This is a genomic window from Xylocopilactobacillus apicola, from assembly GCF_033095985.1.
Lineage (GTDB): Bacteria > Bacillota > Bacilli > Lactobacillales > Lactobacillaceae > Xylocopilactobacillus > Xylocopilactobacillus apicola.
Genome location: NZ_AP026802.1, coordinates 1,678,420 through 1,694,968, shown reverse-complemented (window position 1 = coordinate 1,694,968; position 16,549 = coordinate 1,678,420). Strand labels below are relative to the sequence as shown.

At 39.6% G+C, this 16,549-nt stretch carries 15 protein-coding genes; 8 read left to right on the top strand and 7 right to left on the bottom strand.

All coding sequences use genetic code 11. The features are described 5' to 3' along the window. Window positions 1-2: 2 nt before the first annotated feature. Window positions 3-878, top strand: a complete 876-nt coding sequence (locus tag R8495_RS08225; RefSeq protein WP_317634994.1) for a shikimate dehydrogenase — start codon at window positions 3-5, stop codon at window positions 876-878. Continuing rightward, on the top strand, window positions 878-1,630 hold the full coding sequence (gene aroD / locus R8495_RS08220) for a type I 3-dehydroquinate dehydratase (protein WP_425613273.1): 753 nt from the start codon (window positions 878-880) through the stop codon (window positions 1,628-1,630). The genes R8495_RS08225 and aroD overlap by 1 nt, the downstream gene beginning before the upstream one ends. 44 nt (window positions 1,631-1,674) lie before the next feature. Here the strand turns inward: aroD and R8495_RS08215 are convergent, their stop codons facing one another. The 3 genes from R8495_RS08215 to R8495_RS08205 form a co-directional block, all read right to left on the bottom strand. Next, window positions 1,675-2,355 carry a fructose-6-phosphate aldolase gene (locus tag R8495_RS08215; RefSeq protein ID WP_317634991.1) on the bottom strand — a complete coding sequence of 227 codons (681 nt, stop codon included), beginning with the start codon at window positions 2,353-2,355 and terminating at the stop codon, window positions 1,675-1,677. 9 nt (window positions 2,356-2,364) lie between these two features. Next, window positions 2,365-3,273 carry a sugar-binding transcriptional regulator gene (locus R8495_RS08210; protein ID WP_317634990.1) on the bottom strand — a complete coding sequence of 303 codons (909 nt, stop codon included), beginning with the start codon at window positions 3,271-3,273 and terminating at the stop codon, window positions 2,365-2,367. Window positions 3,274-3,446: 173 nt separating this feature from the next. Then, on the bottom strand, window positions 3,447-4,211 hold the full coding sequence (locus tag R8495_RS08205; protein ID WP_317634989.1) for a DeoR/GlpR family DNA-binding transcription regulator: 765 nt from the start codon (window positions 4,209-4,211) through the stop codon (window positions 3,447-3,449). Window positions 4,212-4,374: 163 nt separating this feature from the next. Between R8495_RS08205 and R8495_RS08200 the strand changes: the two genes are divergently transcribed. Next, complete coding sequence (locus R8495_RS08200; protein WP_317634988.1) at window positions 4,375-6,717, top strand: formate C-acetyltransferase; 2,343 nt, start codon at window positions 4,375-4,377, stop codon at window positions 6,715-6,717. A 10-nt stretch (window positions 6,718-6,727) separates the two neighbouring features. After that, entirely contained in the window at window positions 6,728-7,519 is a 792-nt protein-coding gene (locus R8495_RS08195; RefSeq protein WP_317634987.1) for a glycyl-radical enzyme activating protein, read from the top strand. A gap of 33 nt (window positions 7,520-7,552) precedes the next feature. On the opposite strand, the gene R8495_RS08190 is transcribed toward R8495_RS08195, so the two are convergent. Together R8495_RS08190 and R8495_RS08185 are read right to left on the bottom strand one after the other, a co-directional pair. Next, on the bottom strand, window positions 7,553-8,578 hold the full coding sequence (locus R8495_RS08190; RefSeq protein WP_317634986.1) for a PTS fructose transporter subunit IIC: 1,026 nt from the start codon (window positions 8,576-8,578) through the stop codon (window positions 7,553-7,555). Window positions 8,579-8,678: 100 nt separating this feature from the next. After that, window positions 8,679-9,467, bottom strand: a complete 789-nt coding sequence (locus R8495_RS08185; RefSeq protein ID WP_317634985.1) for an ROK family protein — start codon at window positions 9,465-9,467, stop codon at window positions 8,679-8,681. A 250-nt stretch (window positions 9,468-9,717) separates the two neighbouring features. Between R8495_RS08185 and R8495_RS08180 the strand changes: the two genes are divergently transcribed. The 3 genes from R8495_RS08180 to R8495_RS08170 all read left to right on the top strand — a co-directional run bounded on the left by R8495_RS08180 (window position 9,718) and on the right by R8495_RS08170 (window position 13,453). Then, on the top strand, window positions 9,718-10,335 hold the full coding sequence (locus tag R8495_RS08180) for a DUF3862 domain-containing protein (protein ID WP_317634984.1): 618 nt from the start codon (window positions 9,718-9,720) through the stop codon (window positions 10,333-10,335). Window positions 10,336-10,430: 95 nt separating this feature from the next. Continuing rightward, entirely contained in the window at window positions 10,431-12,878 is a 2,448-nt protein-coding gene (locus R8495_RS08175; RefSeq protein WP_317634983.1) for an NAD(P)H-dependent oxidoreductase, read from the top strand. A gap of 14 nt (window positions 12,879-12,892) precedes the next feature. Continuing rightward, entirely contained in the window at window positions 12,893-13,453 is a 561-nt protein-coding gene (locus R8495_RS08170) for an NADPH-dependent FMN reductase (RefSeq protein ID WP_317634982.1), read from the top strand. Here R8495_RS08170 and R8495_RS08165 read toward each other — a convergent pair. Further along, complete coding sequence (locus R8495_RS08165) at window positions 13,443-14,402, bottom strand: FAD:protein FMN transferase (RefSeq protein WP_317634981.1); 960 nt, start codon at window positions 14,400-14,402, stop codon at window positions 13,443-13,445. The two genes, R8495_RS08170 and R8495_RS08165, sit on opposite strands and share 11 nt — an antisense overlap. Before the next feature lie 156 nt (window positions 14,403-14,558). On the opposite strand from R8495_RS08165, the gene R8495_RS08160 reads away from it, so the two are divergent. Further along, the gene (locus tag R8495_RS08160) at window positions 14,559-15,629 is read left to right on the top strand and encodes an Mbeg1-like protein (protein WP_317634980.1); all 1,071 of its coding nucleotides are present in this window, start codon (window positions 14,559-14,561) and stop codon (window positions 15,627-15,629) included. A 54-nt stretch (window positions 15,630-15,683) separates the two neighbouring features. On the opposite strand, the gene R8495_RS08155 is transcribed toward R8495_RS08160, so the two are convergent. After that, window positions 15,684-16,493 carry a glycyl-radical enzyme activating protein gene (locus R8495_RS08155; RefSeq protein ID WP_317634979.1) on the bottom strand — a complete coding sequence of 270 codons (810 nt, stop codon included), beginning with the start codon at window positions 16,491-16,493 and terminating at the stop codon, window positions 15,684-15,686. Between the last annotated feature and the right edge of the window lie 56 nt (window positions 16,494-16,549).

Below are 16,549 nucleotides of genomic sequence, written 5' to 3'. Positions count from 1 at the left end.
CAATGAACGAACGAATCGACGGACATACAGTTTTGATTGGTTTGATGGCATATCCGATTAGACATTCTATGTCCCCAACCATGCACAACAATGCTTTTGCTAAGATGGGATTAAACTACGCGTATTTAGCTTTTGAAGTAACTAACGATAACTTGCCTCAGGCAATTGATGCTATTCGTACGCTAAATATGCGTGGCTCAAATGTCTCAATGCCCAATAAACAAAAGGTCATTTCGCTATTAGATAAATTAGATCCAGCAGCCGAAATGGTGGGTGCGGTCAATACAATCGTAAACGATCACGGAATTTTAACAGGCTATAATACTGATGGCACTGGATTTATGCAATCCTTAAAAGATGACAATCTTGATATCATTGGCGAAAAAATGACTTTGGCTGGTGCTGGTGGGGCAGGAACAGCGATTGCTATTCAAGCAGCAATTGATGGCGTGAAAGAAATTTCTATTTTTAATTGTCACGATGAATTATGGGAAAACGCTAAGCGTAACGTCGATGTAATTAATAAGAGGACTAATTGTAAAGCTACTTTACACGAGCTAGAAAATGAAGCTGATTTTAAAAATGAAATTCAAGATGGTGCAATTTATTGCGATTCCACTGGAATTGGGATGAAACCGTTAGAAAACCAGAGCTTGGTTAACGATCCAAGTTGGTTTAAAAAAGATATGATTGTCTATGACACAGTCTATGCTCCAAGAACTACTAAACTTATGAGTGTTGCTCAAAATGCTGGAGTAAAGCATGTCTATAACGGCCTGTCGATGATGCTTAAACAAGGTGCCGAAGCTTTTAAACTTTGGACTGATCAGGCGATGCCAGTTGAATATATTCATGATTTATTATTTAGTGAGGAATAATTTTGGCAGAAACAAAAATCAGAAATATTACTTTAGGTGTTGGACGACCTAAAATTGCGGTTCCAATTACTGGCGCCAATAAAGCAGAAATCATCACGCAAGCTACAAAAGCAAAAGAAGCTCAACCAGATTTAATTGAGTGGCGCGTTGACTATTTTGATCAATTTAATGCGCTGCAATCCGTCGGTCAAGAATTGCGTCAAACCATTGGCGACATCGCGCTCATCACAACTTTTAGAACTAAAAATGAAGGTGGACAGCTAGAACTAGCTCACGTAGAGGATTACGCTGAAATTTGTCAAACTGTTTTGCAAGGGAAGTTTACTGATGCAATTGACGTTGAGCGATTTTACCAAGAAGATATTGTAAAACAAATCGTGCAGCTTGCTCACCAAGACAACGTCGCTGTAATAATGAGCAATCATGATTTTGCGAAAACTCCTTGTGCCAAAGATATTAAAGAACGCCTTTTAGGTATGATCGAACTGGGAGCCGACGTCGCAAAAATTGCGGTCATGCCCGAGACGCCAGCCGACGTACTAACTTTAATGAGCGCAACTAAAGAAACTTCAAAGATCGCTAATCGTCCACTGATTACCATGTCAATGGGGGATCTTGGGAAAGTTTCCCGCATTGCTGGTGAAGTATTTGGTTCAACTGTAACTTTTGCAACTGTTGGAACTGCTTCTGCTCCCGGCCAAATTCCAATTGAACGTTTACGACAAGATTTAAATGATTTACAGCTTAATTGAGGCAAATTAAAACCCCACATTTACCGTGCGGGGTTTTTGTTTAACTAAATTTTAGCAACAGTCGATCCAGCTCCAAAGATATCTTCCCAGTCATTTGTAAAATCGTTGACCGCTTGATGAATAGCTGGCATTTCTAAAGCAGCTTCAACGATATCAACGCCCATCGTGGCTGCTTGGGCGCCGTTTTCAAAAGCTTCGGTAACTTGGTTAACATTGTGGAAACTGGCAGCCAAGATTTTGGTGTGAGAATTGTTTTCGGCGATCAAATTTGCAAAATTGGCAATGGCATCAGCTGCGTCAATATTCATGTTCTGCATACGATTGTAATAAGGAGCAATGTAGTCAGCGCCAGCTGCAATTGCTAAATATCCTTGGAATTTCGTGTAGATAGCAGTCGCAGTTACATTGATATTTTCAGCTTTCAAAAGTTTGATGACCTTAAGTCCATCTTCAGAAGTTGGAACTTTAATGTAAGTTTCGGGGTCAATTTTTTCTAAAATTGTGTGGGCATCGGCTAGCATTTCCTCAACGCTATGACCGACCACTTGGACATGTAGGCTAGCATTTTTTGGCAAAATGCTGCGAATTTGTTTCATGTGACTGAAGAAATCAACGTGACCTTCTTTTTTGACAATCGTCGGATTAGAGGTAACACCTGCTAAGGGCAAAAATCCGGCAAAACGCTCGATGTCGGGGATATGAATTGTATCTAGTAAAAATTCCATAGTTTATACCTACCTTTTTAGTAAATTTATTGCAGTTTCTTGATCGGTGATTAAAGTGTTAACAATGCCCATCGACAAAAGCGCCTTAATGGAGGGAACTTTGCTTAAAGAACTAGCTAGCGCAATGCTTATAGGCACGCGACTGAGCATGGATAAAGGAATCGCAATTGTTCGCTTTTGGAGTTCGGGAGCCAAAATTTTTCCATCTTCATTGAAAAAAGTACAGCAGCAATCGCCAATTGCGTGCTGTTCTTTTAATAAGACGAGGTCATCAGTTGTAAGCAGATCGCGCCAATGACTAGTGGTCTTATTTGTTAAAGGCCCACCAACACCTACCAGTGCAATGTCGAGGTGCTCCCAGGAATAAGCAAATTCTGCAAAATCTTTAGAGTTCATAATGCAGTTACGTAAAGCCGCTGACTCTTGTACCGCGGTTGCATTGATAAAAGCACTTTTGCCGACAAATTTTCTGGCTAAATCATAAACAATCGTGTTGACGTTATACTTGGAATTAGCAGCGCTTGGTCCACCGACCAACGGAATGAAAGTTGCATTAGTCGATTTGGGATGCTGGAGTTGTCCAACCATCCGTGCCAAAGTCGACCCCCAGGCGACACCAACGCGATTATTTGGCTTAATGATTTGTTTGAGATATAAGGCAGCCTCATGTGCGATTGCTTCGCTTTTAGTAACAATAATTACATTACGCAAATTGAAAGCTTCCTTAACTTTGACTTCAAGCTCTAAAAGATCAAGATCGTTAATTTGAATACTGACGATATTTTCTCTTCGAGCTTCACTTAAAAGCCGACTGATCGTTGAGCGGCCCAGATCAAGGTTGTTTGCAATTTCTGCTTGCGTCTTGTTTTGAATGTAATATTGATAAGCAACTCTAGCTAATAACTGGCGATTTTTCACGGGTGATCCTTTCTCATTAAGCCCAAAATTAATGATAGCGAGTCTTTTTACAGCTCACAAGATAAAAAGAATGGTAGAAGAATGAATATAAAGCAAATTCTGCGGTATATTAAGCGTTTATCAACAATTAAAATAGACAATTTAGCAGATCCTGCACATCTGTGCAAAATCACTTAATCGGCTACAATCACCTTGACATCGTTTTGGAGCTGCTTAACGATCTCTTGCGGCGTTTTGTGATCGGTGATTAAAGTGTCAAATTTGGTCCACGGTAAAGCGGTGACGAGGGAAGTTTGCGTAAATTTGGTGTGATCTAGTAAGGCGATGGAAACGGTAGATTGATCGTTCATTTGTTTTTTAAAAGCTGCATCGGTAAAACTGGAAGAACAAAGGCCTTCGCTATTTTTCACGCCGCTTGACCCAAAGAAGCTAATGTCTAGTTGGATATTGGGGAGGGCAGGATTTTCAATATTTTGAAACGACATATCATTGTAATTGTAATATCCGCCTGGCGAAAAAAATTCGTTGTCTCCATCCTTAAGTTCGATTAAAGCTGGCAGGGAGCGAGTAATGACGGTTTTGTGATGCAAGTCATTAATTCTAGCTGCCAATTTAGCTACTGTGCTGCCCTGATCAAGGCCAATTGAGCGCATCGTTGGGGTTATTAAGGTTAAAGCTGTTGCAGCAATTGCTGATTTGGCAGGATTTTCGGTTTTATCACGGTGACTGACCGGCGGCAGCGGGCTGGCAGAAACAATTTCAGCAGTTCCGTAGCTCTTTTTTATCATGCCTTGGTCAACTAAAACCTTCAAATCTTTGCGGATTGTTTCATCTGAAACATCTAGGATTTCAGTTAATTTTTGGACTGACAATTGGTGCTGTTCTGACAGAAGTGTCAAAATTTTTTGCCGTCGTTGTTGGATTTCAATTGCTTTCATTAGAGTCCTTTTCTAAACTTTTTTAATTTACTATACATTTTTAATTCCAAAAAATCAACAAAAAACTTTGAATATTTGTGCAATTCCAAGAAAAAACCAAGCAATACGTTGAATTGATCGTTTTTGTTGGTTAGAATTAAGAAAAAAGAAAGGGGTTTATCTCATGAAAGTATTAGAAAAAACAACAGATTACCTTACGGCAAGGCCAGAATCACAAATCCAAGAAATGAAAGCGAATTTATTTAAAGTTAAAAGAAGGATTTCATTAGAGCGAGCGTTGCTTTATACCCAAAGTTACCAGACAACAGAAAACGAACCAACAATTATTCGCAGGGCTAAGGCCACAGCTTATATTTTGGACCAAGTTAAGATTAGCATTCGTCCAGGCGAACTACTGGTTGGTAATCGGACGATCCGACCTCGAAGCGGAATTTTATCGCCAGAAATGGATCCTTATTGGATTATGAAAGAAATAGATACCATTGCGACAAGACCGCAAGATCAATTTGAATTTACTGATGAGGACAAAAAAATTTATCAAGAGCAGTTGTTACCTTATTGGACTGATCGATCGATGAAAGATTTTATTAATGCGAAAATTACACCAGAAGTCAAGGCGGCGGTGGATGAGAGAGTTATCAAGCTTAATCAAACCGACAAAGGTCAAGGACATATCATTATGGATTTTCCTGCGATTTTAAAAAATGGTGTTGGAGCTTATGTTGCTCTACTGGAAGATAAAATTGAACAAGATCCTGACAACGATTTTTTTAAAGCTGCTTTGATCGTCTTTAAAGGAATGCAGCGTCATTTTGAACGTTACGCCGATCTTGCAGACCAGATGGCAGCCGATCCTGTAACGCCTGATTATCGTAAAATCGAATTAAGAGAGATGAGTGCAATGTGTCGCCGTCTTGAAACCGAAGCACCTGCAAGTTTTTATGAAGCGTTGCAGTTGCTTTGGATGACTAGTATTGTGGGGCAGTACGAGTCCAATGCTTCCTCGCTTTCGTTAGGGAGAATGGATCAGTATATGGCGCCGTTTTACGCCGCATCAAAGGCGGAAGGTATTCCAGAGAAATTTATGCACGAAATTCTTGGTGATTTTTATCTCAAGACCAATGATGTGGTTCTTTTGAGAAGCGAGGAGAGTGCAAAGTGCTTTGCCGGATTTCCAACAGGTTACACGATTTCACTTGGCGGCGATGATAAATACGGACAATATGCAGTAAATGAATTGTCATATAAAATGTTAGATCTTTATCATGAAATACAATTACCGCAGCCAAACCTTTCGGTGCGGATTAATGAGAAGATTCCTCGAACGTTTCTAAATAAAACTTGTGAAACAATCCGTTTAGGTACAGGGATTCCGATGTTATTTAATGATGAAGTCTGCGTGCCAGGTTTTCTAAGTAAGGGAGTTTCGCTTGACGATGCACGGGATTATGCGGTAGTTGGTTGCGTGGAAACAACGGTTCCTGGGCGAACTTATGGGCTTCATGACATTGCGTTATTTAATTTACTTCGGATCATGGAGCTGTCTATGAATGATTTAAAGAATGATCCAACGGTGAGCTACGAAAAATTACGCCAAAACATTTTGGATAAGATTGATCACTACGTCAAAATTGTAACTAAAGGATCTGATCTTGTTGATTTGGGACATCGCGAATTTGCTCCAATTCCTTTTCTTTCCGCTCTTGTGGAAGATTGTATCGATAATGGACAGGACGTCACTCAAGGCGGCGCCCGCTATAATTTCTCGGGAGTTCAGGGGATTGGCGAACCAAATTTAGCAGACTCACTTTATGCCGTTAAAAAATTGGTCTTTGAAAACCACGAAATGACATTCAAGAATCTAGTAAATCACTTATCTAATAATTTTGCGGGCAAAGATGGAGAAGAATTGCGCCAGCATTTAATTCATGATTTTGACAAATACGGTAACGATAACGAGGAGCTGGATCTTGAATGTGCTAAAATTTTTCGCCACTATGCATTAGAACTAGGCAAATACCAAAATATCCGAGGAGGAGAATTTATCGCGGGAGCTTATACCGTCTCTGCTCATATTCCTTTAGGTGAAGATGTCGGAGCCACGGCAGATGGGCGTAAAGATCATGATCAATTGGCTGATGGTGGACTTTCTCCGATGGTTGGACGCGATCATTTAGGACCAACTGCGGTATTGAAGTCAGTCAGTAAAATTGACAATACGTTAGCTGTAAATGGCAGTTTACTAAACGTGAAGTTTTCACCCAATACGTTGAAGGGTGAAAATGGGATCAAGAAATTTGCTGACTTTTTGATGGCGTTTACCCAATTAAAAATTCGCCATGTGCAGTTTAATGTTCAATCACGTGAAACATTACTTGATGCGCAAAAACATCCCGAGAATTATGCTGGACTTGTTGTCAGAGTTGCCGGATACAGTGCCTTCTTTGTTGATTTGAATAAGAAAATTCAAGATGACATTATTCGACGGGCTGAGCACTCGTTATAGGAGATTAACGGTGATAAAAGGTGATCAAGGATTAATTTTCAATATTCAGCGCTATTCAATACACGATGGCCCTGGAATTAGGACAATTGTTTTTCTTCAAGGCTGTCCGCTTAGATGTCCCTGGTGTAGTAATCCTGAGTCGCAAGGGGCAGTAGTCCCTTTAACTTGGGTCAAAAATGGCAAAAAAGAAACAATCACCAAATGGTATAGTGTCGATGAAGTGATCAAAGAAGTTGAAAAGGATGATATTTTTTATCGATCTTCTGGTGGAGGGTTAACTTTGTCAGGAGGCGAATGCCTGGTTCAGGCTGACTTTGCGGCCAATTTGATGCACGCTGCTAAATCCCTTGGGATTAATACAGCAATTGAAACAACCGGAGCAGTTCCTATGCGCGAAATTAAAAAAGTTTTGCCTTACGTCGATCATGCTTTGTTTGATCTTAAAATTATGGATCCTTTAAGAGCAAGACAAGTTATTGGTGATGATGTCAGAATGGTTAAAGCTAGTTTTGAAGCTTTTCTAAACACTCCGACGGTTGAAGTTACCCCGCGAATTCCATTAATTCCGGGTTTTACCACTAAGCCAGAGAATATTCGTCAAATTGCGGATTACGTTAATGAAATTGGAGTAAAAGAAGTTCATATTCTCCCGTTTCATCAGTATGGCAGTCAAAAGTATAAATACTTAGGTCGCAAATACACAATGGAAGAAACGCAGCTTTTAACACAAGAAGAAGTCGATAATATTCATGACTATTTTGCGAGCAAAAACATTAATGCGATTGTGAGCGGATTAGAATAAATTAAAAAACCACTAAAAAAGTGGTTTTTTAATTTATTCAGGAGCAACAGTTTTTTTGAGTAGGCCGAGGATAATCGTACCAACAATGATGCCAGAAATTATTGCGATTAGAAATCCTAAGGGATTTGAATTTAACGGAAGAATGAAGATGCCGCCAAATGGCGCCATAACTGAACAATGTAGATAGATCGAAAGTCCGCCAGCAATTGCTGAGCCTGGAATACAGGCGGCCATAACCCGGAGGGGATCAGATACTAGAAAAGGGATTCCAGTTTCGGTGATTCCTGCTAAGCCGACAACGTAGTTGGTGATTCCTCGTGCTCGTTCCTCTTTTGTAAATTTGTTTTTGAAAATTGTACTTGCAAAAGCGGTCACGTAAGGTGGCACAATCCCACCTGCTAAAACGGCCGACATAAGCGTATACTGACCGTTAGCAAGCGAAGATGTCGCAAATAGGTACGCGGTTTTATTCACCGGACCTCCCATATCAACAGATTGCATGCCGCCAAGAAGACTGCCGAGCAGAATTTGGCTTGAACCGTTCAAGCTTTTTAAAAAAGAATTGAGCAGGGTGTTGATTTGACCGATTACGGGTTCAACCGCAAAGAGTGTGATCAAGCCGGTCATTATTACAGTGAGTAACGGAATTAATAATAAACTGCGCAATCCATCAAGAGAAGAAGGAATTTTTCTAAGCAATTTTTTGATTAAAAGAGTTAGGTAACCTGTAATAAATCCTACAAAAAGTGCGCCTAGAAAGCCAGAAGTTCCATCTTTTACGATTGCTCCGGCCATTAGTGCCGACGGAATCACGGAAATTCCGGCAATGCTGTAAGCAATCCCCGCACTTAAAACTGGAAGCATAAAGTTAAAAGTTTTACTGCCGATGGTCGAGAAAAATTTGGCATAAACGTTATTGTAGCCGTAGTGAGCAGGGTTAACTGCTGGATTGTCCAACATATAACCAACACCCATCAAGATCCCCCCAGCAACAACTAGAGGCAACATGTATCCGATTCCGGCCATAATATGGTCTAAAATTGATTTTTTTTTGGTCAATTTGGGTCTCCTTTTATGGTAATAGGGCAGCGCCGATTAAACCAGCGTCGTCTTTAAATTGGGCAGGCAAAAGTCGTAAATTATTCGGGAAAATCAGATATTATCTGGACTTTTGTGCAATATCTTGGAGCAATTCTGGATGATAAATTGCAATTGAACCGCCAATGACAAAGATATCAGGATCACAGACTGCCGAGATATTTGCGAGGCATTTTGCCATTCCGTCAACAATATAGGTATCAATAATTTCTGCTGCTTCCGGATCGCCGCTATCACGTAAATCAAAAAGTTCCTTGCAGTCGACAGTTTTATCGTAAATGTTTTGGGCAATTCGGGTTACGCCTGAACCGCTGCATTGCTCATTAACTGCGCCAGGATTAACGCCTGCTCGGGCCGGAGATTTGTCATTAATGATCATGTTATAAATTTCACCCGCCGCTGAGTTCGATCCATTAACAATCTCGCCTTCTCTAATGTATCCTCCGCCAATACCGGTAGACATAGTTAGATAATAAACTGCTTTATAAAGCCGTCCTGCACCTAATTTGGCTTCGGCTAAGCCCGCGAGATTAGCATCGTTATTTAAAGTGGTTTTTAAATTTGTAATGTTTTCGATGTATTCGACAATGTCAAAGCCCCACCATTTCGGCATATTAGGCGGAGTGAGAATTTTTCCGGCCCGGATGTTTAAAGGCCCGGGACAGCCTACCCCGATACTACGATATTCATAATCTTGACTCTGTAAATAATTAATCAGCTTATTCAAATTATCTTGAACGGATAATTGGTCGTCGTTTTTGGTTTTGAAGCTATCGATCAATTTAAAATCTTCGTCAAAAATTCCGACCCTCAGCTGAGTTCCTCCAATATCAATTCCAATACTTTTCATGTTTCAACCTCCATATTTTGTAGTTGAATATCATCTTAAATTAGTTATAACGCTTTCACTACGTTGATGGCGGTGGATAATTTATTTGTAAACGGATTAAACATGATAACGAAAGGATTGCTAAGCGTTTTAGATTTTTTATTTTAAGAGAATTGGGCACAATTGTTTAATTTAAATTTTTTAAAAATGAGAATCTGTTCTAAAACTGATAATATCTAAGATATAGTTTAAATTTTAAGAGAGATAATTAATGAAAAAAACAACAATTATAGTTAGCGTTTTAATTTTAAGTCTGATGACAGGCTGTACAAAAAAAGTTGAGGATCACCCGAAGTCACACTCCGTTTCAAGTAAATCGCAGAGCAGTAAGAAAAAATCCTCGGCCCCAAAAGTACAAAAAGAAATTTCGCTGGCTGATTATCAAGCATTGAAGCTGGATCATCCGACAAAAAAATCTACCGTTATAAGTAAATGGGGCCAGCCAGCAGAAAATTATAAAGAAAAAGGAAGTCTTAGGGAAAGTGCGATTTGGCAGGGCGAATCAGGAAGCCATGTGATAATTATTTTTGATCAAAAAGAAGAGATCATTTCCAAATTCCTCACAAACACCAAGACGAAAAGAACGAATACAATTACGCTGGCCGATTTTCAAAAAATTAAAAAAGGTCAGACGCCAGAACAAGTGAAGGCAATCTTAGGCGAGCCTGACGGATATCTTGATTTGGGTCCCGTTGACGAAGAAAAGGGAATGAATAGTTACAACTATATGTACAATCTAGCGAAAAGCGATCCTGAGAAAGAAGCGAATATTTCGATTGATTTTGTAGATGATCAAGTTTATTTATTAAACCAGAAGAATCTCAAGTGACATTCTTTTTTGTAAACGAATACATTAAGATGGTATAATGGTTCTTGTGAAGAAATCTTTTTAACATATTGGAAATAACAAGGAGGACTGAATATTTGAAAGTGATTGGAATTGTGGGCACGAATGCCCGTAAATCGTACAATCGAATTTTATTGCAGTATATTCGAAAGCAGTTTTCGGATAAATTCGAGTTAGAAGTTTGTGACATTAAGGATATTCCGCTTTTTAATGAAAATCATCCGGCGTCGGACCCAGCAAGCGTGACGGTTTTGGCTGAGAAAATCGAAGCCGCCGATGGGATTATTATCGGTTGTCCTGAGTATAATCATTCGGTTCCTTCCCCTTTAAAAAGCGTGATCGAATGGTTATCCTATCGGGTGCATCCGTTAGCAAAAAAACCGTTGATGATTGTTGGAGCATCGTATCATGCTCAAGGTTCAAGTCGCTCGCAGCTGCATTTGCGTCAGATTTTGGATACGCCAGGGGTTAATTCTCGCGTTCTGCCAGGAAATGAATTTTTGCTTGGCAATGCGAAAACAGCTTTTGATGACGAGGGGAACTTAAAGGACGAAAAGACGGTTTCTTTTCTAACGGAATGTATTGATGAATTTGTTAAATTTGTAGACACAAGCAAAATTTTAAACCAGGAGGTAAGAAACATGTACGAAAAAGGAAATCCGATGGACGCATATCGCGCGTTAATGAACCCAAAACATTCAATTCACTGGGATGCAAGTTATGACGTAATAGTATTAGGCTTCGGAGGCGCTGGGGCGACCGCAGCTCGTTTTGCTGCTGATGATGGAGCTAAAGTTTTGTTGGTCGATTCAGCACCTGAAGGTTCAGAAGGTGGGAACACGCGAGTTTCTCATCAATTGATCGCTTCGGGTGATAATTTTGAAAATCTCAAAAAGTATTATCAGAAAATGGCAGATCCAATTGGCGTCGACGGTGAAGTATTAGATGCTTTTGTTGAAGGTTTAGTTAATATGGAGGATTACGTTCGCAATTACTTGGACGTTGAACCGGTTAGCGTACGCAAGGAATGGGGTGAGCCCAACTCATTGCAGGCAGTATTAGAAGAATTTCCAGAATACGAAGGAGTTCAAAGTTGTGACATGACGATTGTGCATCATGGAATTGCCGACGCTGCTCTTTGGAAAATTTTACGGCAAAAAGTAGTAGATCGTTCAGATAAAATCGATGTTTGGTTTAGTTCTCCTGCGCTTCATTTGATTCAAGATCCAACGACTAAAGCGGTGATTGGCGTGCAAATTGAACACGAGCACGTGGTGAGAAATATTCAAGCCAAAAATGGAGTTGTCATGGCAACAGGCGGATTTGAAAATAATCAACAAATGATTGAAGATTATTTGCAAGAACCTTACATGTCGCCGATCGGGACCAGTTATAACAAAGGTGCTGGAGTTAAGATGTCCTTAGAAGTTGGGGCTGATTTGTGGCATATGCGTAGTTATGAATCTATGGGGCAATTTCACGGACTTTCTCCGCGTCAACGAAAAGGTATTCGCAGCCTTTACACGACAAATATTTTCTGGTCAGTACTTTTTACAGGTAGTACACTTGTGGTTGGTGATGATGGAACTCGTTATTTTAAAGAAGATGAGATAAATCGACACGGACATATTTATAATCATGGTTTTTGGCGAGTTCCCCTTTCACAAGTTCATCCGGCGATGATTTTTGATCAAGCCCAATACAATAAGATTAAAGCTGATAATGATAATCCAGGCGGCTATCCAAACATCTTGAAATTTGCAGTTAAGGCCAACACAATTAAGGAATTGGCTGAGCGAATTGGTACTGATGCGAAAAATCTTGAAGAGACAATTCGTGATTTCAATCATTTTGCTAAAAAAGGCAAGGACTATGCTTTTAAACGTGCGCCAGAAACGATGACAGCGTTTAATGATCATGGCCCGTATTACGCGATCCCAATGAGGCAAAACATGTTAAACACTCAAGGGGGGGCGCGGCGTAATTCTCGCTGCCAAGTTGTTGACCCAAGTGGACAAACGATTCCGCATTTATACGAAGCGGGGGAATTAGGCTCGCCTTTTGCTAATGAATATGCAGCTGGCGGCAATTTGGCAGATTGTTTGATTTCCGGTAAAATAGCGGGTCAGAATGCGGCGCAGCAAAAAAACGATGCAATATTTGAATTGCCACTTCCAAGCACGCCAGTAGCGCCAGTAGAAACAACTCCAACAGCAAATCTGAAAAGTGATTTGCAAAAAGAAGAGAGTTTTTCGGCGGGGCCTAATCAATATATTGGTAAAAGTAATGCTGGGATGGGTGACGAGATCGTTGTCCGCGTTACCTTGAGTAAGGATCATAAAATTAAGCAAGTCGAAATTCTTAAACAAAGCGAAAGTGCTGATATGAGTAAAGAAGTGCTTGAGAGTTTGCCTCAAAAGATGATTGACAATAACACTTATAACGTTGATGCCATTTCAGGTGCTACGAGAACGAGTGACGCCTTAAAAGAGGCTGTGAAAAATGCAATGGATCAAGCAAAGTAAGGGGAAATAAATAGATGAAATTATTTGCAATTGTAGGTACTAATGCAGATTTTTCCTATAATCGACTTCTGTTGAAATACATTCAAAAGAAATTTTCTAATCAAGCCGAAATTGAAATTTGTGAACTAGTTGATCTACCAGCTTTTTGTGAAGATGATGATCTAAATAAATATCCACGGTTGCTGGAGATCAAACAAAAAATTCAGGATGCTGATGGGATAATCATTAGCGCTCCGGAGTACGATCACGCCATTCCGGCTGCTTTAAAGAGCTTGTTGGAGTGGATGTCTTACTCTGTTCATCCTTTTAAAGCCAAGCCGGTGTTGATTGTTGGGGCGTCTTATGGTATTCAGGGCTCATCTCGGGCACAATTACAGTTAAGGCAAATTTTGGCAGCGCCGGAACTTGATGCTTATGTTTTACCAGGCAATGAATTTCTTTTAGGCAATGTAGCAAAGGTTTTTGATCAAGATGGTAATCTAGTGGATCAGGCGGAAAATCAAAATTTACAAAATTGTTTCAGTGATTTTATGGATTATATTAAATTACATCACGAAAAAATTGTTAAAAAGTAATTAATTCATATTGATCATCCAACAGAGTTATCGCTTGTGGCGGTAGTTTCTGGAGGATGATTTTTTTGTCTAGCGTTACAAATATTGCTCCATATAGATCAGAAGAATTGTTGCCCCAGTCAGCAATCGGTTGATCGGCGAAGAAAAGTCGAGTGGTTTCAACCTCACCGTCAAAAGATAATTTGCTTAGGACCGTGACGCTGGCCAAATTGTTATCATGGGGATATCCGGTTTGAGGGTCTAAAATATGATGATAGCTCTTGCTGCCAGAATCTAAATGGCGCTCATAAATTCCGCTGGTGCCTGCCGAACAAGCCTTGAATCTAACAGCTGCAATGGGTTTGCCGCTAGGATTTTGGGGATCTCTAATCCCAATCGACCATAAATGATCTTGATGGAGAGGCGAGGCGCCCATGAATAAAATGTTGCCGCCCAGATCGATAATCCCAGCCTGTTTGCCCCAAGCTGACCAATAATCTTTGATGCGATCGGCAATGTAACCTTTGGCGATTGCACCGAGATCTAACTCCATGGCTGGATTTTTTAGATAAATCGATTGATCTTCATCATTGAATGTGGCTGCTTGAGGGTCAATCAGGGTTAAATATTTTTGAATTTGAGCTTTTGTGGGAACTTGCGCATCACCGAATCCAATTCGCCATAGTTTTACTAAAGGGCCAATCAAGGAATTAAATCCGAAATTTTCTTGACTTAAGATAATGGATTTTTTGACTATATTATAGGTTGCATCGCTCACACTTACGGGTTTCACACCTGCAGCTTGGTTGATCGACATCACTTCGGATGTGGTACTATTTACAGTGAAAAGGTCTTCGTAATATTTAATAAGCCGATTGGTATTCTCTAACATATAGGTCTCGGGATTTCCAAATAAGGTTAAATTAATGATGGTTCCCAATGCGTAATAGCTTTTTTGAATTTTATTCATTATAGTTCCTTTTTTTTGGATTAGTTAAAGTGGCTTTCTTTGCTACCAAATTTATCGTGGATTTCAATCAGTTGCTCCTTTAAATCTAATTATAAACGATAAATTTTGGTAAAACTTCTAAAATGTGGGAAAATAAACGCTAACGAGGTTATGTAAATGGCAAATTTGATTGATTATTTGAATAAAAATGGTACTTGCTCATTTTCAACTTTACCTTTTAATGTAGTGGATGCAGCCATTTTAGCGCAAGTATCTTATCTTGATTTTAATCAAAGCAATGCTCATAAATTTAAAGATTTGACAAATGAAGAAATATCTATAGCCGCCAAGGTCACGTGGTATCCAGAAGAAAACGTTTTGTTAGCACAAGCTTTGGCTCAAAGTGAGCGTTTTGGGAATGTTGAGTGGATTGCGCCATTAGAGCTTAACGATCGGAAAAAAGAGCAGCAATTTTTTGCGATTACTTTTCAAATTGCGCCCGAGTTGTATTATCTTGCTTTTGGTGGGACTGATGGTTCGCTTTTGGGGATCAAGGAAGATCTTAATATGTCTTTTCAAACAACCGTTCCCTCGCAGCAGTCTGGCTTGAAGTATTTTCAAAAAATTGCTCAAAATTATTCGGGGCAATTTTATTTAGGGGGTCATTCTAAGGGTGGAAATGTGGCAATTTATGCTGGAGTCAAATCCCCGCTTCAGCTACAAGACCGAATAAAGCAGATTTATAATTTTGACGGACCAGGGTTTGGAGACCAAAAATATGAAAAATTGAAAGATCGAATTACGAAATTAATTCCACAGTCTTCGATTGTAGGGCGCTTATTAGATCCGACCAATGATTATCAGGTTGTCTTAAGCAACGCACACGGATTTCACCAACACGATTTGTTTACATGGCGAACTGAGTCTGATCATTTTGTAAACCTCAATGAACCTGATCGGTTCTCTCAGTACTTCAGTGTTGCTACTAACGAAATCGTTAATTTAATCGATGACGATTACAAGGCCTATTACATCGACACCCTTTATGACTTGTTAATTTCAACGGAGTCAGAGTCGTTTGCAGAGTTAAAAGAAAATTGGCTGACGAAGACCATCTTAATTTTAAAAGGAATGAAAGATGCTGATCCTGATTTGAGAAAAGTTTGGTTAACCGTTACCAAAAATATGGTAGAGATTTCGTTTAAATCGACGAAAATTTTATTTCGGAAGAATCCAAAAAAACAATAACACCGATGACAAAGGAGAAATATGATGGAAGAATATTTAAGAGGCAGATCCAACCTACCAGCCGTTAATTGAGGTTTTAATTCCGGCTGTTGTGAGAATTTCTTGGTAATCTGAAAGATCAGCTGGCTGGAGTTGAGTCACGTCTTTTAATTCATATTCGCGATGTAAATCTTCGTATTTCTTAAGACCAAATTGATGGAAAGGCAAAAGTTCAACTTCCTTGACTCCAATTTTTTGAAAAAGTTCGCCAAAATATTGGGCATCATCATTTGTATAATTAAAACCTGGAATTACTGGAATTCGGACGTGGACGTTAATGTTCGCTTTGATGGCTGTGACCAGGTTTTTGATGATGATTTCGTTACTGCCACCCGTGCCTTTACGATGCTTGGTTGGATCCCATTGTTTACAGTCGTAATACATAAAATCAACGTAGTGCATAAATGATTCAAAAACTTTGCTGCTTGCATACCCTTCGGTCTCACAAGCCAAATTAATCCCAGCTGATTTAACGGCCTGAGCCAATTCAATTGCAAAAGGTGCTTGAAAAAGAACCTCGCCCCCGGAAAACGTAACACCGCCGCCAGATTCTTCATAAAAAGGTTGGTCTTGGAGAATTATTTTCATTAATTGCTCAACGGTCCAATATTTTCCAACCGTTATTTCGGCATTTTGTTTTTCGTCAAACATTGGTTCCGGTAATCTTGATTGCGATTCCGGATTCGAGCACCACTTGCACCTTAGAGGACAACCTTTAAAGAAAATTACTGTTCTGATTCCAGGTCCATCGTTAAGGCTAAACTTTTGGATGTTGAAAATTAACCCCTTAGTGGGTGTGGTCTTAGTTAGTAGATTAATTTCCATTTTTTTCTCCTTTAGCTAAATTATATCAGTTTCTATTTCGAACGCAATAAATATTA